16 protein-coding genes and 1 pseudogene are annotated in these 18619 nt (G+C 42.5%); 6 read left to right on the top strand and 11 right to left on the bottom strand.

The genetic code is table 11. From position 1 onward, the window contains the following. Positions 1–15 precede the first annotated feature (15 nt). Positions 16–1356, top strand: coding sequence for a sigma-54-dependent transcriptional regulator (locus tag ACOSVQ_RS01625; protein WP_491980857.1), 1341 nt, complete (start codon positions 16–18; stop codon positions 1354–1356). A gap of 69 nt (positions 1357–1425) precedes the next feature. Here ACOSVQ_RS01625 and ACOSVQ_RS01620 read toward each other — a convergent pair whose 3' ends face one another. The 7 genes from ACOSVQ_RS01620 to ACOSVQ_RS01590 all read right to left on the bottom strand — a co-directional run bounded on the left by ACOSVQ_RS01620 (position 1426) and on the right by ACOSVQ_RS01590 (position 9938). Continuing rightward, positions 1426–2787, bottom strand: a complete 1362-nt coding sequence (locus tag ACOSVQ_RS01620; RefSeq protein WP_491980856.1) for a TRAP transporter large permease — start codon at positions 2785–2787, stop codon at positions 1426–1428. A gap of 3 nt (positions 2788–2790) precedes the next feature. Next, on the bottom strand, positions 2791–3453 hold the full coding sequence (locus tag ACOSVQ_RS01615) for a TRAP transporter small permease (RefSeq protein WP_491980855.1): 663 nt from the start codon (positions 3451–3453) through the stop codon (positions 2791–2793). 100 nt (positions 3454–3553) lie between these two features. Further along, on the bottom strand, positions 3554–4552 hold the full coding sequence (locus tag ACOSVQ_RS01610) for a DctP family TRAP transporter solute-binding subunit (protein ID WP_491980854.1): 999 nt from the start codon (positions 4550–4552) through the stop codon (positions 3554–3556). Between the two features lie 315 nt (positions 4553–4867). Continuing rightward, a complete protein-coding gene (locus ACOSVQ_RS01605) occupies positions 4868–6115 on the bottom strand; it encodes an ABC transporter substrate-binding protein (protein ID WP_491980853.1) in 1248 nt (415 codons plus the stop codon). A 24-nt stretch (positions 6116–6139) separates the two neighbouring features. Continuing rightward, positions 6140–7594, bottom strand: coding sequence for an ATP-binding protein (locus ACOSVQ_RS01600; RefSeq protein ID WP_491980852.1), 1455 nt, complete (start codon positions 7592–7594; stop codon positions 6140–6142). Between the two features lie 5 nt (positions 7595–7599). Continuing rightward, complete coding sequence (locus ACOSVQ_RS01595) at positions 7600–8328, bottom strand: response regulator (protein ID WP_491980851.1); 729 nt, start codon at positions 8326–8328, stop codon at positions 7600–7602. Positions 8329–8468: 140 nt separating this feature from the next. After that, on the bottom strand, positions 8469–9938 hold the full coding sequence (locus ACOSVQ_RS01590) for a protein adenylyltransferase SelO (RefSeq protein ID WP_491980850.1): 1470 nt from the start codon (positions 9936–9938) through the stop codon (positions 8469–8471). 515 nt (positions 9939–10453) lie between these two features. On the opposite strand from ACOSVQ_RS01590, the gene ACOSVQ_RS01585 reads away from it, so the two are divergent. The 4 genes from ACOSVQ_RS01585 (at position 10454) to ACOSVQ_RS01570 (ending at position 15289) form a co-directional block, all read left to right on the top strand. After that, complete coding sequence (locus tag ACOSVQ_RS01585) at positions 10454–11986, top strand: GNAT family N-acetyltransferase (RefSeq protein WP_491980849.1); 1533 nt, start codon at positions 10454–10456, stop codon at positions 11984–11986. A 184-nt stretch (positions 11987–12170) separates the two neighbouring features. Then, positions 12171–12791, top strand: coding sequence for a LysE family translocator (locus tag ACOSVQ_RS01580; RefSeq protein WP_491980848.1), 621 nt, complete (start codon positions 12171–12173; stop codon positions 12789–12791). Beyond that, positions 12773–13693, top strand: coding sequence for a DMT family transporter (locus tag ACOSVQ_RS01575; RefSeq protein ID WP_491980847.1), 921 nt, complete (start codon positions 12773–12775; stop codon positions 13691–13693). The genes ACOSVQ_RS01580 and ACOSVQ_RS01575 overlap by 19 nt, the downstream gene beginning before the upstream one ends. Before the next feature lie 273 nt (positions 13694–13966). After that, positions 13967–15289 carry a tyrosine-type recombinase/integrase gene (locus ACOSVQ_RS01570; protein WP_491980846.1) on the top strand — a complete coding sequence of 441 codons (1323 nt, stop codon included), beginning with the start codon at positions 13967–13969 and terminating at the stop codon, positions 15287–15289. A 152-nt stretch (positions 15290–15441) separates the two neighbouring features. Here the strand turns inward: ACOSVQ_RS01570 and ACOSVQ_RS01565 are convergent, their stop codons facing one another. Next, a complete protein-coding gene (locus ACOSVQ_RS01565) occupies positions 15442–15738 on the bottom strand; it encodes an HNH endonuclease (RefSeq protein WP_491980845.1) in 297 nt (98 codons plus the stop codon). A gap of 160 nt (positions 15739–15898) precedes the next feature. After that, on the bottom strand, positions 15899–16165 hold the full coding sequence (locus tag ACOSVQ_RS01560) for a hypothetical protein (RefSeq protein ID WP_491980844.1): 267 nt from the start codon (positions 16163–16165) through the stop codon (positions 15899–15901). A 107-nt stretch (positions 16166–16272) separates the two neighbouring features. On the opposite strand from ACOSVQ_RS01560, the pseudogene ACOSVQ_RS01555 reads away from it, so the two are divergent. Further along, positions 16273–16437: pseudogene (locus ACOSVQ_RS01555) on the top strand (IS110 family transposase); the annotation flags it as partial. Positions 16438–16657: 220 nt separating this feature from the next. Here ACOSVQ_RS01555 and ACOSVQ_RS01550 read toward each other — a convergent pair. Together ACOSVQ_RS01550 and ACOSVQ_RS01545 are read right to left on the bottom strand one after the other, a co-directional pair. Beyond that, positions 16658–17245 carry a hypothetical protein gene (locus ACOSVQ_RS01550; RefSeq protein ID WP_491980843.1) on the bottom strand — a complete coding sequence of 196 codons (588 nt, stop codon included), beginning with the start codon at positions 17243–17245 and terminating at the stop codon, positions 16658–16660. Between the two features lie 153 nt (positions 17246–17398). Next, positions 17399–18508 (bottom strand): hypothetical protein, encoded by a 1110-nt coding sequence (locus ACOSVQ_RS01545; protein WP_491980842.1) that lies wholly within the window; start codon positions 18506–18508, stop codon positions 17399–17401. Positions 18509–18619 lie beyond the last annotated feature (111 nt).

Here is an 18619-nt window from a genome sequence, read left to right as displayed (position 1 = left end):
AAATAAGGGAAATGTATGTGCGATGTATTTTTTATTGATGACGAATCGGACATTCGAATAGCAATCGAACAGAGCTTTGAACTGGCAGATATCGATGCCAAATTTTTCTCCAGCGCAGAAGAAGCGCTGCTAGCCATCAAGCAAGATAAGTTGCCCATGGTCGTCGTGACAGACATCTGTCTACCGGGGATCAGTGGGCAGAATCTTCTGTCGTCGATACATCATCAAGACAGTGATGTGCCGGTCATTCTCATCACTGGTCATGGTGATATATCCATGGCAGTGCAAGCGATGCATGATGGCGCTTATGACTTTATCGAGAAACCTTTCGCACCAGAAAGACTCATTGAAACCGTCAATCGAGCTATTGAACGCAGAAAACTAACGTTGGAAAACCAACAGTTAAAACGTAGCCTCAAAGCCAGCCAAACACTGGGTCCGAGAATCATCGGTGAAACCAACAGTATTATTGCGTTAAGAGATACCATTACTCACGTTGCCGACACCAACGCCGACATACTTTTGTTTGGTGAGACTGGTACGGGTAAAGAACTTATTGCTCGCTCACTACACGAACAAAGTTCTCGACGAGAAAAAAACTTCGTAGCAGTCAACTGTGGCGCTGTACCGGAAAATCTCATTGAGAGTGAACTTTACGGACACGAAAAAGGCGCTTTTACCGGCGCAGACACTAAACGTATTGGTAAGTTTGAACATGCTCAAGGCGGAACACTGTTTCTAGATGAGATTGAATCAATGCCGATGCAAGCTCAGATTCGTCTACTACGTGTGTTGCAAGAGCGCGTTATCGAACGAGTCGGTTCGAATGAACTTATCCCATTGGATATTCGCGTTATCGCAGCAACCAAAGTCGATTTAAAGAAGGCCGCTCTAGAAGGAAGCTTTCGCCAAGATCTCTATTACCGACTTAACATTGTGACTCTTGATATACCACCGCTTCGCGAGCGCCGAGAAGACATACCAGCCCTCTTCCATCACTTCCTGCTTGTGGCAGCAGCTCGCTACGGAAAAGCCGCTACAGCTCTGCCGCACAGTGCTTTGCAAGCCTTGCTAAGTCACAACTGGCCAGGAAATGTCAGAGAGCTACGTAATGCCGCTGAACGCTATGTGTTACTTGGGAAGCTTTCAGAACTTGGCGAGCAGAGCAACAATGCTAAAGTGTTGACCAGCCTTGCGGATCAAGTGGCAGAGTACGAAAAGTCACTGATCGAGCACACGCTGATTGAGTGCTCTGGAAGCATTAAAGACGCCATGGAAATTCTCAATATTCCGCGAAAAACACTCTATGACAAAATGCAGAAATATCAGATAAATAAAGATAACTACAAAGAGTAGAAGTAGTGCCAAACAGTAGAAAAACGCCTAGCAATGCTAGGCGTTTTTTTCCATCTCACTTCATCACTTTTATTTGGTGATGATTTCCGGTCCCATCAGTAACGTTGGTAACCAAGTCGATACGATAGGTACATAAGTTACGATGATCAAGAATAGGAACATAATGCCTACCCATGGTAAGGCGGCTTTGACAACATCCATCATCGACATCTTCGCAACCCCTGCAGTAACAAAGAGGTTGAGCCCAACTGGCGGCGTTATCATACCTATCTCCATGTTCACGACCATCATGATACCCAAGTGAATCGGGTCAATGCCTAGCTGAATCGCAATTGGGAACACTAATGGAGCCACAATGATCAGCAGACCTGATGGTTCCATAAACTGACCGCCAATCAACAGCAATACGTTGACCACAATTAGGAAAGCAATTGGACCTAAGCCAGCAGAAAGCATTGATTCCGTGATCATCTGAGGGACGCGTTCTTCCGTCAGTACATGTTTCAAAATCAGAGCGTTAGCAATGATAAACAGCAACATGATTGTCAGTTTACCTGCGTCATACAGCGTATTTTGCGTATCTTTATGAACAAAAGTTTCAACCGCTTTAACAAGGAATGGTTTGGTATTGTTCTTATCAGCAAACGGTCCCATATCGCGGTAAATAAAGTTGGCAATAAAGAATGAATACACAGCTGCAACTGCTGCTGCCTCGGTTGGCGTAAAGATGCCGCCATAAATACCGCCAAGAATAATCACCACTAGCAATAACCCCCAGCTAGCATCTTTGGCTGCTGATATTGCTTCTTTCCAACCCACAAAAGGTTGTCTTGGTAGATTTTTGATACGTGCAGTAATGTAGATCGCAATGATCAACATTAGACCCGCTAGCAATCCCGGAATTACCCCGCCAAGAAACATACGTCCAACAGACACGTTGGTCGCAGCGGAGTATACAACCATTACGATTGATGGCGGGATAAGAATACCCAGTGTACCTGCGTTACAAATCACGCCTGCTGCAAACTCTTTGCTGTAGCCATTTTTCACCATACCGGCAATGACGATACTACCGATAGCCACAACCGTTGCTGGCGAAGAACCTGACAGAGCTGCGAACATCATACAAGCGACAACAGAAGCGACAGCTAAGCCGCCACGGAACCAACCTACCATCGCAATCGCAAAACGAATGATACGTTTCGCTACGCCACCAGTAGACATAAAGCTCGACGCCAAAATGAAGAATGGAATAGCTAAAAGGGTGTAGTGACCTTCAAAGGCGTTAAAAAGAGTCTGTGCCACCGAAGCCAATGAAGCATCTGAATGCCACATCAAAAACAGAACGCTCGACAAACCTAGTGAAATCGCAATCGGTACGCCAATCAGCATAAAGCCGATGACGAGTAGGAATAACAACAAAATAGCCATGGCTTACTGCTCCTTATTCTTATTATTAGCACTCATGACATCTTCCACATCTGCCAATTCGGCTTTTAATGCATCAAGATCTTCTTCAGCTTCATGACCTGCAATCATTCGGTCCAATTTGCCCGTTAAAATCTGATAAGCGATTTGCAAGAAGCGAAAGGTCAACATTGCCATACCGACTGGCAGCGCCATGTAAGGAATGAATCGAGGCAGCTTTTCGTAGCGCTCGCCTTCATTAAGCCAATCCGCTAAAAATTGCAGCATCTCTGGCATAGGAATATCGTCGGTTTCATACCAAGCGCGCTCTGTAGCAAACGGATACCAGTAGTTCCAAGAGCCAATTAGCAGCAAAGTCGAGAAAGCTAAACAGCATGAAATCGCAATCAAAGCATATATTTTACGACCCGCTGGCGGTGCTTTATTGATGATGACATCAACACCGATGTGAAAGTGTTTCTTCACCCCATAAGACGCGCCCACGAGTACCATCCACGCAAACATAAATACCGTTAACTCTAGCGCCCAGAGGATGTTGTCGTTGAACAGATAGCGCAACACTACGTTGGCAAAGGTAAGTAGTGTCATTGCACCCAAGAAGAAGGCAATTAATGTCTCTTCCGCTTTGTCAGTGATACGACCGACTTTGGCAAAAAATGACTGTTCCATAAGATACTTAGCTCTTGTTGTAATCGTTATTGTCGTAATGTAATTGATGTAATGTAATCGGCATAAAAGCCCCTACCCGAATGAGCAGGGGCAAACGTCATTACTTCTTATTTGAAGCCAAAGCAGCATCAATCAAATCACTACCGATATCTTTCTCAAACTTCTTCCAAACTGGTTTCAGAGCATCAACCCATTGTTGGCGTTGTTCTGGCGTTAGTTCACGTACTACACCGCCCGCTTCAAGAATGTATTGCTTGTTTTGCTCTTCAACTTTGTTTGATTCAGCATTTCGAGTCACAGTTACTTCATTAAGAATGGTTGCTAGCTGATCACGTACATCGGCTGGTAGACCGTCCCACCATTTGGTAGAAGTTACTACTAGGTAATCAAGAATGCCGTGGTTGGTTTCAGTAATACCATCTTGAACTTCGAAGTATTTTTGACCGTAAGTGTTCGACCAAGTGTTCTCCTGACCATCGATAACTTTGGTCTGTAAGCCACCATATACTTCGGCAAACGACATTTTTTGTGGGTTAGCGTTGAGCTGTTCAAACTGAGCTACAAGAACATCAGAAGCCTGAACACGGAATTTAAGACCTTTTGCATCTGCTGGAACAAGAATTGGTTTGTTAGCAGAAATTTGCTTCATACCGTTGTGCCAGAATTCAAGACCTTTAACACCACGACGAGTCATTGCATTCTTAAGCTGTTCACCTGCGTCAGATGTCTGGAAACGGTCTACTGCGTCTACGTCTTCAAAAAGGAAAGGTAAGTCGAAAAGGCGGAACTTTTTGGTAAATTTTTCAAATTTAGACAGAGACGGAGCCGCTAGCTGAACATCACCGTTCAACATTGCTTCAAGTACTTTATCATCATCGTATAGCGTCGAGTTTGGGTAAACTTGCATACAAGCTTTGCCATTCATCTCTTCGTTCACGCGTTTTTCAAGCAGTGTCGCTGCGATACCTTTAGGGTGTTTATCTGTGTTGGTTACATGACTGAATTTAATCACGATTTCACCTGGGTCACAGTTAGCAGCAGCGTTGAAACTGGTCACAGCTAGGATAGAGGCAGTCAGTAGGGTAAGAGGCTTTAACATTATTATTCTCCTTGGTTTATATCATCAGCAAACTCATCAATGAGCGCTGCATGAACTCTATAAAGCAAGGAGCGATCCAAGTTGAAACAATTAATTAACAACCATTGTAAAACAATTGGTTACAGTTAGTTTCTAATTGTCATATCGATAGAAGTAACACGAGCTCGTTGAGAAATGGGTGGGAAATGACACATCAAAAAAAGGCGTATGTGTCATTTCCCGCCATGTCTTTTGGAAATAAACATGTTCGAGATAACAACATGTTTGATAGGCAAAATCAGTTATTACTACTTTGTAGATGCAACACTGAAGATGCTACATCGCAGATTTAACAACCTTAGCAAGGCGCTCTACTGCTTCTTTTGGATCGGCACTTTGGTCGTTAAAGAAATTAGTGATCACATCAAACATCGCACCTTGAACATAGCCAGCGGTCGACATGCCATGCGCCATACTTGGTACAAGATCGCCTGTTTGAGCTGATGATTTAAAATCTTTCATTGAATCTAAAGCACATTGGTCGAAATGGGACATATCCATGTCAAGCCGCACAGGAATTGAGCCTTTATTTAAGTTAAAGACTTCCTGAAACTCTGGGTCAAGGATGGTAGATGCTAACGCCTTTTGTGCTTTAAAGCTCTCTTCATCCTGCAGTTCAAAGAAGGCAAAACTGTCAACGTTGTAAGTGAATTTTCCAGCCGTACCAAAGGCAGGCATACAAACATAATCTTTGCCCGGAACCTTCCCTGCTGCGGTAAATTCGCCTTTTGCCCAATCCCCCATTATCTGCATTCCCGCTTCACCTTTAATCACCATAGAGGTTGCCGTCATCCAGTTTCTTCCGGGAGAGTTGTTGTCAACATAGCTTCGGACACGTTTAAACTTGGTGAAAACCTCAATCATTTTTTCACCGCCTAAGATGTCCATATCCAAATCGACAAAGGCTTTTATGTAGTCTTTCGCTCCCAAGACATCCAAAGCAATAACTTCAAACAGTGTGGCATCTTGCCAAGGTTGACTACCGTGAGCTAAAGGAATTAATCCAATGGCTTTGATTTTCTCCGCTGCGGTAAAAAATTCATCCATTGTAGTAGGGATCTTTGCGCCTGCTTTTGCAAATACTTCTGAGTTAGCCCAAAGCCAGTTCACGCGGTGCACATTGACAGGCACAGCAACATAATGATTGTCGTACTTCATAACATCAGTGATCATTTTGGGAATCACATCGTCCCAATGATCAGGATTTGCAACGCTATTTAAGTTGGTTAAAAAGCCAAGTCGCGCCCACTCTTGAATATCGGGTCCTTTAATGTTGGCCGCAGAAGGGGGATTACCAGAAACTGCGCGAGTTCTTAAAACTCTCATTGCACTTTCACCGCCGCCGCCTTCCACACCGAAATCGATCCATGAATACCCTTGCTGCTCTAATCTATTTTTTAGAACAGAAATCGCATTAGCTTCACCACCAGCCGTCCACCAGTGAAGCACTTCCACTTCAGCAGCCAACGTACAATTTGTAGAGAAAAGTAATGATGTGGCAAATAAGATTTTATTAAGTTTCATGATATTTCCTTAGAAGTAAGGAACTTATACTTCAAGAGTTGGGGGGATGAAAAGCTTCACTCGTAACCCACCGCTAAGCAGATTTTCTATTACCATATCGCCACCATGCCCGCGAAGAATGCTTCGACTAATACCTAAGCCAAGCCCATGACCTTCGTTGTCATTGGCAATACGGAAATAAGGTTCAAAAACCGTTTCGAGTTTATCTTTAGGGATGCCCGGACCACGGTCTTCAATCGTCACCGTTATCCAATCTTCCGTTTCATCGAGGCTTATCCAGACTTCATGTCCGTACTTCACACCGTTATTAATGAGATTGGTTAGCGCCCGCTTCATGGCTAACGGTTTAGCCACAATTGGTTCGATAGATATAGGTTTAAAGTGGACAGTTTGAGTAGATAAGTTATGTCCTTCTGCAATCGACATGATCAGTTCATTGAGATCAATATAGTCGTTGTTTTCATGCAAATCAGTATCACGAACACACTGCAAAGCGCCTTTAACCATCATTTCGAGCTCATCCAAATCTCGGTTAAATTTCTCGCGTTTTACGTCGTCATCCAACAGTTCAGCCCGTAACCTCAGTCGAGTAATCGGCGTTTTTAAGTCGTGCGATATGGCTGAGAATAAATTTTCCCGGTCTGAAACATAACGACGAATACGCTGTTGCATCAGGTTAAATGCGCGCGTTGCTGTAATTAACTCACTGGCACCTTCTTCATTCAGTGGTCGTTGTTCAATACCCATACTCATGTCATTGGCAGCGCGAGCCAAGTTTTTCAAAGGTCGAACTTGTCTGCGCATCAGCAAGTAAGTGAGCACTAACAATATAGAGGTTGAGCATAAGAGGTAGATGATCTGCTCTTTGCCTATGATGGTGTCATCCAAAGTAATATATGGCGAAGGCAACAAAGCTGCGATGTATATCCACTCTTTCTCGTCGAGTTCAATTTGTACCACCATGACAGGTGGATTCAGAGGTTCCAATGTTAGGGTGTGATGAACCCATGACTTGGGTAAGTCGTTCATGAAAATGCTGTTTTTCAGTAAACGCAGTCTTTCAGGTCGCGAAAAATCCACTAGCACTTGACCAACATTGGTCAGCTTTTCATTCAAAACTTCCTTAACCGCCTTGACCGATGCTTTTTTAAGGCTCGTTTCTTCGATCGGCTCAACAATTAAGCTTTCTTTATTGAAGGATACAAAAAAGCGCGTGCCGCCCATGTTTCGGATTTGATCCAAAATAATGTGGCGATAACGCACAGGAAGAGACTGGAAGAATGTCACTGTAGAGGCAAACATACCCGCCATACTGGCTGAAGCAGAATGAATGCCTTCAAGCTCTTTAGCTTTTGATTGGCTATACCAAACGGAAGTGGCGATGCCTTGGGCAACCACCACCGCGAGAAGTGTCAGTAATAAAGTACGAGCAACCAATGAATTGGGTTTAAAGCTCTTCCAAAAACGTCGAACTGGCATAGCGATTAATGCTCATACTCAACAGGAATAGCTAACTTGTAACCGTTGCCTCGCATGGTTTTGATGTAGTGAGGGAACTGCTCACTACTACCCAAACGCTGTCTTAATCGGCTCAATTGCACATCAATACCGCGCTCGTATGGCAGAGCTTCACGTCCTCGGGTCGCCATAGAGATAGTGTCTCTATCAATTACTTCATTAGGATTGGTTAAAAACAGCATCAGAAGAGCGAAATCACTACCTGACAGATCATGCTCTTCGTGACTTTGCGCATGGACGATACGGTGAGAAGTTGTATCTAAGCGCCACTCTCCAAACACCACGTGTTTAGGCAGAACCTCTTCACCTTTTTCTTCATTGGCATTGAATCTGCGTAACACCGCTTTTATGCGAGCCACAAGCTGTCTTGGACTGAAAGGCTTCGCGATGTAATCGTCAGCGCCGATTTCCAAACCAATGATTTGATCGGTTTCATCAGAGACCGCAGTCAGCATGATGATAGGGACATTAGAATCACGGCGAATGTTCTGGCATATATCAAAGCCATCGTCACCCGGAAGCATCACATCGAGCAAGATAAGGTCGGGATAACCGTTGGCGTCTAAGTGAGACTGTAGCTCAACCCCATCCCCCACTGCAGCAACGTTAAAACCCGACTTAGTGAGATACTCATCTAGTAGCTCACATATTTCTTTATCATCATCAACGACGAGGATGCGAGTGTCTTCCAGCATGCTTGTTCCGTATTCCGTGTGTAACAAATCGTGAATCGATTTTATAACCGTAACTCATTCTTGATTACGCTTATTTCACTAAAACTTGAATTCATCATGGATAGAGATCACATAATTCATTCAAATTACTGTAAACGTTCTCACGAAGAGCAACTTATCTCTAACTTTTTGCCCCACTCTGGTGGCAATTTCGCATACTGCTCGTTGTGCGGCTGCTCATCATAAGGATATTTCAGCAATTCAGATAAACGATGCAACTCTGAAAAATCCCCTTCTTCCGCCTTATCAATCGCAATTTGTGCCAGATAGTTTCTCAAAATGTATTTAGGGTTTACCTGACGCATTTTTTCACAACGTTGAGCAGCGCTAACAGCCTTGCCTTGATCGTCTAACTCACTGTTACAACGGGATAAATAGACATCTAACCATTGAGCAGCTTGCTCTCTGTCGATAAACAGGTCGACCACCGCTTGAGCATCTTGTGTATCCAGCATAGAGATTTGACGGAAGAATCGGGTGTAATCCACCTTGTTTGTCGCTAAAAGTTCAAACATGGTGTCAAAAATAGTTCCATCTTCTGGCAAACGAGTAAGCAGTCCGAGCTTTTTACGCATTAAATCGCTGAAGTAGCCATTCAGTTGCACTTCATATTGATTCAACGCTTGTTCCAAATCATCTCTTTCTATTAGTGCTGAAAGTGAGTGCGCTAGAGCGGACAAGTTCCATAAAGCGATGCGAGGTTGTTGATCAAAAGCGTAACGCCCCTGATAGTCTGAATGGTTACAAATAAAATTAGGCTGGTAATCATCTAAGAAGCCGAAAGGTCCATAGTCAAATGTCTGCCCGAGAATGGACATGTTATCGGTGTTCATAACTCCGTGAGCAAAACCTACCCCTTGCCACTGAGCGATCATTAAAGCGGTTCTATCGACGATCTGATTAAACATCATCAGATAAGGTTTTTCTTGCTCTGCGCACTCAGGGAAATACCACTCAATCACTTTGTCAGCCAAAAGCTTTTGTTCCGCTAACTGATTGGTATAAAAGAAGTGTTCGAAGTGACCAAAGCGCACATGGGTATCTGCCATACGAATCAATAACGCACCCAACTCTTGTTTTTCGCGATAAACGGGCGTGTCACTACTCATCAGTCCTAGCGCTCGGGTAGTTGCTATGCCTAGACCAGCCATCGCTTCGCTACATAAGTACTCTCTAACAGAAGAACGCAACACAGCTCGCCCATCACCCATTCGAGAATAAGGTGTTAAACCGGCACCTTTGAGATGGATATCTGCAACTTCACCACTTTTAGTAGCAACTTCTGCCAACAACAATCCTCTACCATCACCCAAATCTGGGTTGTATACCCCAAATTGATGGCCAGCATATTTCATTGCGAGAGGAGCAAATTGATCTGGAACATTCGTGCCTGAAAACGCCTGTAACAGTTCATCTGTTGGCTCATTGGGAAACCCGTACTGTTTAGCTAAGTCACTATTCCAAGCGACCCATCGCGTGTTAAGCAAAGGCTGAGGAGCAATAGGTGTGTAGAAGGATTTAGGCAACTCGCTAAAACGAGTCGTCAACGTGACGGTATCCCAAAATGACATAACATTTCTCACAAGGATCGATTGAGCAAATTTATTTGTTCGAACGTTAGCAAATACTTGAGTTAAATACTAGGTTATAAGTGAGAGATATAAAAAAGCCCCAACGGTGTGGGGCCTTAGCCATACTTGCTTTTAGTCCTACTTACTTTAAGTAATGTTTGTTTTAAGCGACTAAATCAAAACCACTACGCTGACTAACGCTACTAGGGAAAACACTAGCGTGCGACCAATAACACCCAACAAACTTGGTTGAATCATTTCTACATGCATAATGCTCTCCTCGATAAATATGACAATGTAATGACAATATGATGAAAACTTGGAGATTGAGCAATATCTAGACAAATTAAATTTTTGTTACAACGTAAGTTACACACCTTCTGCAATTCAAAAAATCAGCATAAAGAACACATTAGTCATAAACATGATAATGGCGCGCAAACCATTCAACCCTTGAATTGAACCTGCAAATTGTCCAGTATGAAAAAAGGACAGCAATAGAAGGACAAGGATGAATGAGAAATCCAACGCCGCGCCTAACGCTGCGCGTAATTGAAAAAAGCGACTATCCAGAATTAGCAGAGTTAATGGATTTAGTTTTTCATGATGTGGGTGGTGCATGGCCACGCATGACAATTATGGATTTGATTCACCAGTTTCCTGATGGACAAATTTGTATCGAGGACGATGGCAAAATCATTGGTGCCGCTCTTACCATTAAAGTCGATTACAACCGCTTCTCTCTCCCTCATGTCTACACAGACATCGTAAATGAAAACAACGTCATTCAGCACAAGGCCAACGGTGATGCTCTATATGGACTTGACGTGTTTGTGCATCCCGATTACCGCGGTTTGCGCTTAGGAAGACGCCTTTATGCGGCTCGCAAAGAGTTATGCCGCAGTACGAACTTAAAAGCGATACTGGCGGGCGGGCGAATTCCGGGATACGGCGCATACGCCAACAGCATGCCTGTGACAGAATACATTGAAAAAATCAAACGCCGCGAAATACATGACCCTATCCTGTCTTTCCAGCTCTCAAACGATTTTGACGTCAAACGAATCATGCGTCATTACCTGCCGGAAGATGACAGCTCACGCGGATATGCCACGCTGTTGGAATGGGATAATTTTTTCTATGAAGATGACATTATCTCGATCCACGATATTGAGAAAACACTGGTAAGAATCGGTATTGTTCAATGGCAGATGCGCGCAGTAACTAGCGTCGATGACCTAATGGATCAAGCTGAATTCTTTGTGGATTCACTCTCCAACTACAAAGCGGATTTTGCTCTCTTCCCTGAATTTTTCAACGCCCCTCTGATGGGATTGAAAAATGACCAAAACACTGTTGAGGCAATTCGTTTTCTTGCTTCATTCAGCGAAGAAATCAAACTTCGTTTCTCAGAATTAGCGGTCACTTACAACATCAACATCATCGCTGGAAGTATGCCAGTGATGGAAGACGGTGTTCTCTACAACGTTGCCTATTTACTTCATCGAGATGGAACCATTGATGAGCAGCATAAGATACATATCACTCCACATGAGAAACGTGACTGGGTCATTGATGGTGGTGACAAGATTCAGGTCTTTGAAACGGATGCGGGGCGAGTTGGCATTCTAATTTGCTATGACAGCGAGTTCCCTGAGCTGGGCAGAATGATGGCTGAGAAGGACGTTCAAATTATCTTTGTGCCATTTTGGACTGATACCAAAAACGGCTACCAACGGGTTCGCCTCTGCTCACAAGCGCGTGCGATTGAGAATGAATGTTACGTTGCTATCGGTGGAAGCGTGGGTAACTTACCTCGCGTGGACAACGTCGATATTCAATATGCACAATCTGCGGTGTTCTCGCCATCAGATGTGTACTTCCCTCACGATGCAACCATCACTGAAGCAAGTCCAAACACTGAGATGATCATCTTTGCTGACGTTGATTTGGATAAACTGAAACAGCTTAATACGGAAGGTTCAGTTACCAACCTTCGTCATCGAAGAATGGATCTCTACGGCGGATTTACTCAGGCAAAATCTTAACCAATATTCTCAATTAGTTAAGAGTTCCAGTTATTCAAAAACTAAACGCACAGTTCACCCTGTGCGTTTTTGATTACATTTCACTCAAAAATCGATTTTTCTGCGAACTACATCAAACAAATATTGATCGTCGCTAACTCTACGCTTATTGTAATTCTCCGACTCTCAAGATATGGATATCTCTATGAATACCGCGCTGTTAGGAATGTTTATTCCTACCTTTTTCTTCGTTTCCATTACCCCTGGCATGTGTATGACACTTGCGCTTACATTGGGTATGACCATCGGTTACAAACGCACACTGTGGATGATGGTAGGAGAATTAGTTGGCGTTGCGGTCGTTGCGGTTTCAGCCGTTGTAGGTATTGCAGCCGTCATGCTTACTTACCCTTGGTTATTTACTGTTTTTAAATCGATTGGTGCTTGTTACCTGTTCTATCTCGGTGTGCAAATGTGGCTATCAAAAGGCAAACTGGCATTAAATCTTGATAATGAAGATTCATTTAAAGGCAGCAACTGGGCGTTAACCGCTCAAGGCTTTGTTACCGCGATTGCCAACCCTAAAGGTTGGGCTTTTATGATTTCTTTATTGCCACCGTTTATCGATCAATCTATCAGCCTTACACCTCAACTGTTATTCCTTGTATCTATTATTCTTGTGTCTGAATTTGTGTGTATGACTCTTTACGCCACAGGCGGAAAAGGACTTAAACGCGCGTTAGGTAAAACTCAGAATGTACGTCTGATGAACCGTATTTCAGGAACGTTAATGATGGGTGTCGGTGTATGGCTATTTTTGAGTTAGGTCGTTTAAATACGGGAGTACGAAAGCTATCCGAGTCGCGCGCGGTAATTCTGTTTTTCTTCTTATTACCGCCGCTATTCTGGGCTGGCAACTTTATTGTTGGTCGATCTGTTCGCGATGAAATTCCACCAGTGACCCTTTCGTTCAGTCGCTGGGTTCTAGCAAGTATCTTGTTGTTGCCGTTTTCTTATAAATACATTCTTAAGGAATGGAAACTCTATATCGAGCAATGGCGTTTAACGCTGGTCTCATCTATTACTGGCTTTGCAGCATTCAACTCATTTATTTATCTTGGATTGCAATCGACACCTGCAACTAACGGCACCATCCTAAACGCGTTTATACCAATTTTAATCAGTATTTTTGGCGCTGTTTTCTTCGGTCTCGCGATCACTTGGCGCTTATGCCTAGGTATCACCATGTCATTGTGTGGCATTCTCACGATTGTCAGCGCAGGCGACTGGAACAACCTGCTCGCACTCAATATCAATCACGGCGACTTTATTATTTTCTTAGCCATGATTTGTTGGGCGATATACACCATAGGCCTTAAGCAATTACCATCGACGATTAATAAGCTAGGGTTAATGTCTGTGCAGATGGTTATTGCAATTCTAGCGTTACTGCCGTTTTTCCTTTGGGAAGTTCACTCGGGTCAGTATCCGGTCTGGAACACGCACTCTATCTTGAGCTTGCTTTATATCGGCATTTTTCCGTCCATCGGTGCCTTTTTGCTTTATATGCAATGCGTGAAATTGCTGGGACCTGCGAAAGCTAGCCTTTCCGTTCATTTAATTCCGGTATTTGGCGCAATGCTTTCTGCATTGTTCCTCGGTGAATTTGTTCAAATGTTCCATCTATGGGGAATTCTATTGATTTTCTTAGGCATCACACTGAGCTAAGAATGATGAAATTAAAAATGAAAGAGTCTAGAAATGAAAAAGGCTCCAGCAATGATTAGTTGCTAGAGCCTAGAATAATGGCACGCCCTACAGGAATGAAACCGAAAAATACACCAACATTAACACTCTTTAATAACGCTTAATTATTATTAAAAAACATATAGTTATTATATAAAATACAAAGTTGATAGCTTAACGAAATACTACTAAAATTAGCCTAATTTAATACCGCCGGCACCACTATGGCACCACCAGAATTATGGATAACTTACTATGCTATATGGACTTAACTTTACAAAACGTGCTTTAGAGCAACTCGAATCACCAAATAGGCGAGTTAGATATAGTGATACTGGTGGGTCAAACAGCGTTCGGGGGTTAGGACTGGAAATAGTAAAATCTGGTGATAAAACATTCCGCTACATAGAAAAAGTTAACGGTAAGAATATCAAAGTAACAATTGGCAAGTTTCCGGAAGTTACGGTTGAATTCGCGAGAAAAAAAGCTAAGGAAATAGCCCAACAAATATCTGAAGGTAGAAATCCCAACCAAGAAAAGCGCGCGAAAAAAAGTGCATCTACTTTTAACGATCTTTATAAGCTGTATGTGGAGCTCTTTAAGCTCGACATTAAAGCAGGGAAAAGGCGCGAAAGCAGCTTAAAAGGGTACGAAACACTATACAGGCTGCACTTGCAACCCTTAGTTGGAAACATCAGCATTACTACCTTTACAAAAAGCGACGCGAAAAACTTACTGAATAGATTATTGTCTGATAAAGGCTATAGTGTTCATAATCATGCTCTTACGTTACTTAAATCAATGTATAACAGGGCGGACATTGAGCCTAACCCTATCGCAACTCTCAAGAAAATCGATGAGTCTGTTCACAGGCGAGAGCGTACTCTATCGCCTGACGAACTCCGACGTTTGTTTGAATCACTCGACCAGGAAGACGAAATCTATCGCGATTGTGTGCTATTGCTTTTGCTGACAGGACAGAGAAAAGCCACGGTTTTATCAATGAGATGGGCAGAAATTAATAATCACAACAAAACATGGGTAATTCCAACATCTAAAATCAAAAGTAAAAAGCCACATGTTGTGCCTCTCTCCAATGAAGCGATGAAGATTCTTGAAAGACGTTCTTCACACGCCGTACAGGGGGAGGAATATGTATTTCCTAGCAATCGGAGTGCTTCAGGTCATATAACAGATAAAAGCGGTGTAGGTGGGTTCTGGAGACGAATTACACAACGAGCTGGCTTATACAGCCCTGACTCGGAAGACAACCTTCAAGTTCATGATTTAAGGAGAACACTAGCGACTTATCAGGTCACGTCTGGAGGGTCTCTGCAAGCCACCAGCAAGCTTTTAGGGCATTCAAATATAAATATAACATCTCAGGTATATGCCCATCTATCTGTAGACTTAGTACGGCAAGAACTCGAAAACACGACAAAATTTATGCTTGATGCCGCACCAAAATCTGAGCTTGATGACATTAAAGAACGGATTCGAGGGTTATCGGCTGACGAAAAACAGAGTTTGTTGGAGTTTTTGGAAGAAGAGACTCTTCAGTGCGAGGTTTTGGCTTAGGTGTACTAATTACCCACTAAGTGGTTTCCATGTATTTATTTATTCGGGACCAAATTACCTTTAGGTCTGTGATTAACCAACATCTATCCAACGGACCCAAGTGATTGGACTTTATACACAAAACTTAACACGAGTCACTCTTAAAGAGTTTGTTAGGCTTCTTTTACGACCAAAGCTTGCAGTACTCTTTTTAAGGTTGACCGAGGCAATTTAGTGTCAGCCAAAAGCTTCGCATAATAACTGCTACATGCCTCTGAATTAACGTGAACATTTCCATTACTATCAAACTTAAATGCCGCCGAATCATATAGTTTGTGTAAGTCACACCTCAAAACTATACCGTTTGAAGGAATATCAGATCCTCCTTCAGCTACAGGTATAATGTGCGCTGCTTCAAGAACTGTGTTGCTTTCTTCTCCAGTAAGAACACAACATTTATCAAGCTTCATTAATAACTTTCTAAATTGGGCTTGTTCTCTTTGTAACTTCGTTGAAGTAACTCTTCTACGCTGTGACGACTTTAAAGGGGAATCTAAGCGAACCCAGCGACAAGCGCCATCATGTGAATGTTTGGTACCATCAAGCCAATGAGCTTCACCTGAATATTCATTAGGGTTTTAAGAGCAAAGTACTAGTCCCCCAACATACTTCGTCAGGAGCAATATTCGTATTAATACTAGACTCATACTTTATTGTTACTTCAACCACACCATCTTCCAACTTGTTAATCTGTGGTTCGATAAAGTAATTATATTCATCACCAGAATCCCATAACTCCGATGATGTACGGACTAGCCCAATAGATTCCAAGTTTTCATAATCAAACTCAATAACCTCTTGAGATTCTGACCAATAAACAATGATACCTTTTTCCATAAAGCCCCCTACATTAACTAAATATTAAGCCTAACGAATGATATCGCCCCCTCTACGTGACACTCTTCGTGCCATAGTTACTCATGACACGTTGATAATTGTCCAACATTAAAACTATTGGCATTGGTGCTTATGGCGCGTGTGTACTACGCAAAACGGTTAAAAGAAACAAACCGTTAGAGATATTCGCCAATTTACCGCCCTGATTAGTCGGTATGGAAGTTTGCTCTGGCGCTCATCATTGGGCTAGAGAACTGAGTAATCTTGGGCATATCCCGTATTATGGCTTCCAAGTTTGTTATCCGTTATCTACAAAATGAAAAAACGATGCCAATGATGCTTAAGACATATGTGAAGCGGTCAGCCGACCTAAAACACAATTTGTCGCTATTAAGCTACCACAATATTCAACTATTACACCGTAAACGGGAAAAGCAAAATCAAACCAAAACCGCCGAGCGTTGCGAATCCGTCTTAAAGCGTTTGTTAGAATTATCTTTCGCCGTTGTATGACACTTCAGACTTGTCGATACCAATGTCTTTGCGCATTGCATTAGTCAAGTTGAGAGCCTTAGACCTAATAATTTCCCAACTAACAGACTGACCGTCAAATACGACGGCTAACAACTGATCTATGAACACATCATTTGCATCCATCACCTCTTGCGGAGCTATCATAGCTAGATACCCATAAATCTTTAGACGTTCTGCTTCGAATTGTTCTGCTTCTTGCGCTGTTAATTGCTGCTTATTTCTAAGCACGATCATTTCTACTTTTGCCAACATTATAGAGACTAAGTCAATCGTAGCTCTATAGATCAATAACTTATCATTATGCTCTCTAAGCTGGGTTTGCTTATAAACTTCTATTTCGCTATTGAGTTTCGCTAAATGTTGCTGGCTCTCCTGATGTAAATCGATTCTCAGTTTTTCTAGCTCTCGATCATGTTCAGCTTTTTCTTTTGCCATTAATCGGTCTGCCCAAATTTTTCCTAAGTAATTTGCCAACCCAAGAATAATTGCGCCACTGCCACCAAGAGTAGCAATGATAGTAGCCCCTATTTTTAGATATTCGTCCATAGTCACCCGATAATTTCTAACGCCCAATTAAGGGGTGAGCAACGCTACCACCCACCTGAAGCATTGTACCGTAACCACTAAAATTGAAGTAGAAGCAAAAATGCCAAGCGTTGGTTTTTCCGTCTTTAGCGCATTGTTAGGCAGTTACTTATTTTATTCTTCATCAGGAGCTAGTTCTCCATCATAATTTTCTGCAGCGTCAAGCACTGCAGCAAGAGCGTTTTCCGAGTTAGCCCTTCCGCATATTTTTTCCATCAACGCTCTGCGAATATAATACCTAGATGGTAAATCTGGATTTTTAATATTTTGAAGCCCCTCAAAAGAGCTCGTTGCCAATATACTTTGCATGTTTTCCACCATCTCATCGTGAGTCAATTCTATTTCATGTGGCAGTTTTTCAAAGTGCATTGCATCTATGATTTCGTCTATAACTGATTTCTTCCATACAGTTCCAATTTGTGGATCTTTTTCCCCTTGAATCCCTATACGTCCCACATATATACCTGCGAGAATCACTGCCTCTTGGTTGAGTTGATATGTAGTGCCACGAATTTGAACTCGACCATTAGGGTTGTAATACAGTACGGGAGCACCTGACATCCCACTTTTAGATGCACTATCAATGAGAAATTTTGGTTCTTTATTCCAACCATGTTGTACAGACGAAGCAATTGTGGCACGCTTCCATACAGGCTGAACATAAAAATCTTTCACATTGTGTGGATATCCTGGAATAAATAGCTCCTCAGTTACATCAACGCTATCAAACCATTTAGCAGTCACATCAGAATTTGGCACAAGATAGTTCTGTATTGGACATATTTCAGTAGTTCCCCCACCATGTATGTCCATTATAGGAGAGAACTCAATATCTCTATGCTCACCTGTTGAAAGATATATTTCAGACAAAAAAGTGGCATGAGGATCAAATGGCAAAACAGCCACATCCACACGAGGGAAATTTTTTGGGTGAATATAGAACAGTGATTTTTCATCATCAACCAAGGGTATTGTAATGGAATGACGTACCACCAGACCAAAAGCAGGTGTGTTAATAGCAAGGTTGACTACTACATTATCAGGTATCGCTAATTCTTTTGATAATGGCTTTAATGTTTCAGAGTGTCGTCCTGACAGATTGTGCCAAGCTGTAACAATGAAATATTCACTACCTTGTTTGTAGATAACTCCAGAACCGATGGAAAGCTCAGTTTTTTGATATCTCATTGTTAAATGAACTACAGAATTACTAGCTGCTGCCATACTCAATTCCTATATACTTAGCTGAGATCTGCCTAACGCCCAATCAAGGTGTGAAGCACGCGACCACAGCACTTCATTTGACCACCGTAAACGCTGGACTAAACCTAAACC

This window comes from Vibrio sp. HM8-C, assembly GCF_058630515.1.
The sequence above is the reverse complement of the archived record's forward strand: the minus strand, read 5'-3'. Positions and strand labels throughout refer to the sequence as shown.

Excerpts from the sequence above, each read along its gene's own strand:
- ACOSVQ_RS01625 (WP_491980857.1), top strand. The coding sequence starts at position 16 with ATGTGCGATGTATTTTTTATTGATGACGAATCGGACATTCGAATAGCA.
- ACOSVQ_RS01620 (WP_491980856.1), bottom strand. The coding sequence starts at position 2,787 with ATGGCTATTTTGTTGTTATTCCTACTCGTCATCGGCTTTATGCTGATT.
- ACOSVQ_RS01615 (WP_491980855.1), bottom strand. The coding sequence starts at position 3,453 with ATGGAACAGTCATTTTTTGCCAAAGTCGGTCGTATCACTGACAAAGCG.
- ACOSVQ_RS01610 (WP_491980854.1), bottom strand. The coding sequence starts at position 4,552 with ATGTTAAAGCCTCTTACCCTACTGACTGCCTCTATCCTAGCTGTGACC.
- ACOSVQ_RS01605 (WP_491980853.1), bottom strand. The coding sequence starts at position 6,115 with ATGAAACTTAATAAAATCTTATTTGCCACATCATTACTTTTCTCTACA.
- ACOSVQ_RS01600 (WP_491980852.1), bottom strand. The coding sequence starts at position 7,594 with ATGCCAGTTCGACGTTTTTGGAAGAGCTTTAAACCCAATTCATTGGTT.
- ACOSVQ_RS01595 (WP_491980851.1), bottom strand. The coding sequence starts at position 8,328 with ATGCTGGAAGACACTCGCATCCTCGTCGTTGATGATGATAAAGAAATA.
- ACOSVQ_RS01590 (WP_491980850.1), bottom strand. The coding sequence starts at position 9,938 with ATGTCATTTTGGGATACCGTCACGTTGACGACTCGTTTTAGCGAGTTG.
- ACOSVQ_RS01585 (WP_491980849.1), top strand. The coding sequence starts at position 10,454 with ATGAGAAATCCAACGCCGCGCCTAACGCTGCGCGTAATTGAAAAAAGC.
- ACOSVQ_RS01580 (WP_491980848.1), top strand. The coding sequence starts at position 12,171 with ATGAATACCGCGCTGTTAGGAATGTTTATTCCTACCTTTTTCTTCGTT.
- ACOSVQ_RS01575 (WP_491980847.1), top strand. The coding sequence starts at position 12,773 with ATGGCTATTTTTGAGTTAGGTCGTTTAAATACGGGAGTACGAAAGCTA.
- ACOSVQ_RS01570 (WP_491980846.1), top strand. The coding sequence starts at position 13,967 with ATGCTATATGGACTTAACTTTACAAAACGTGCTTTAGAGCAACTCGAA.
- ACOSVQ_RS01565 (WP_491980845.1), bottom strand. The coding sequence starts at position 15,738 with ATGAAGCTTGATAAATGTTGTGTTCTTACTGGAGAAGAAAGCAACACA.
- ACOSVQ_RS01560 (WP_491980844.1), bottom strand. The coding sequence starts at position 16,165 with ATGGAAAAAGGTATCATTGTTTATTGGTCAGAATCTCAAGAGGTTATT.
- ACOSVQ_RS01550 (WP_491980843.1), bottom strand. The coding sequence starts at position 17,245 with ATGGACGAATATCTAAAAATAGGGGCTACTATCATTGCTACTCTTGGT.
- ACOSVQ_RS01545 (WP_491980842.1), bottom strand. The coding sequence starts at position 18,508 with ATGGCAGCAGCTAGTAATTCTGTAGTTCATTTAACAATGAGATATCAA.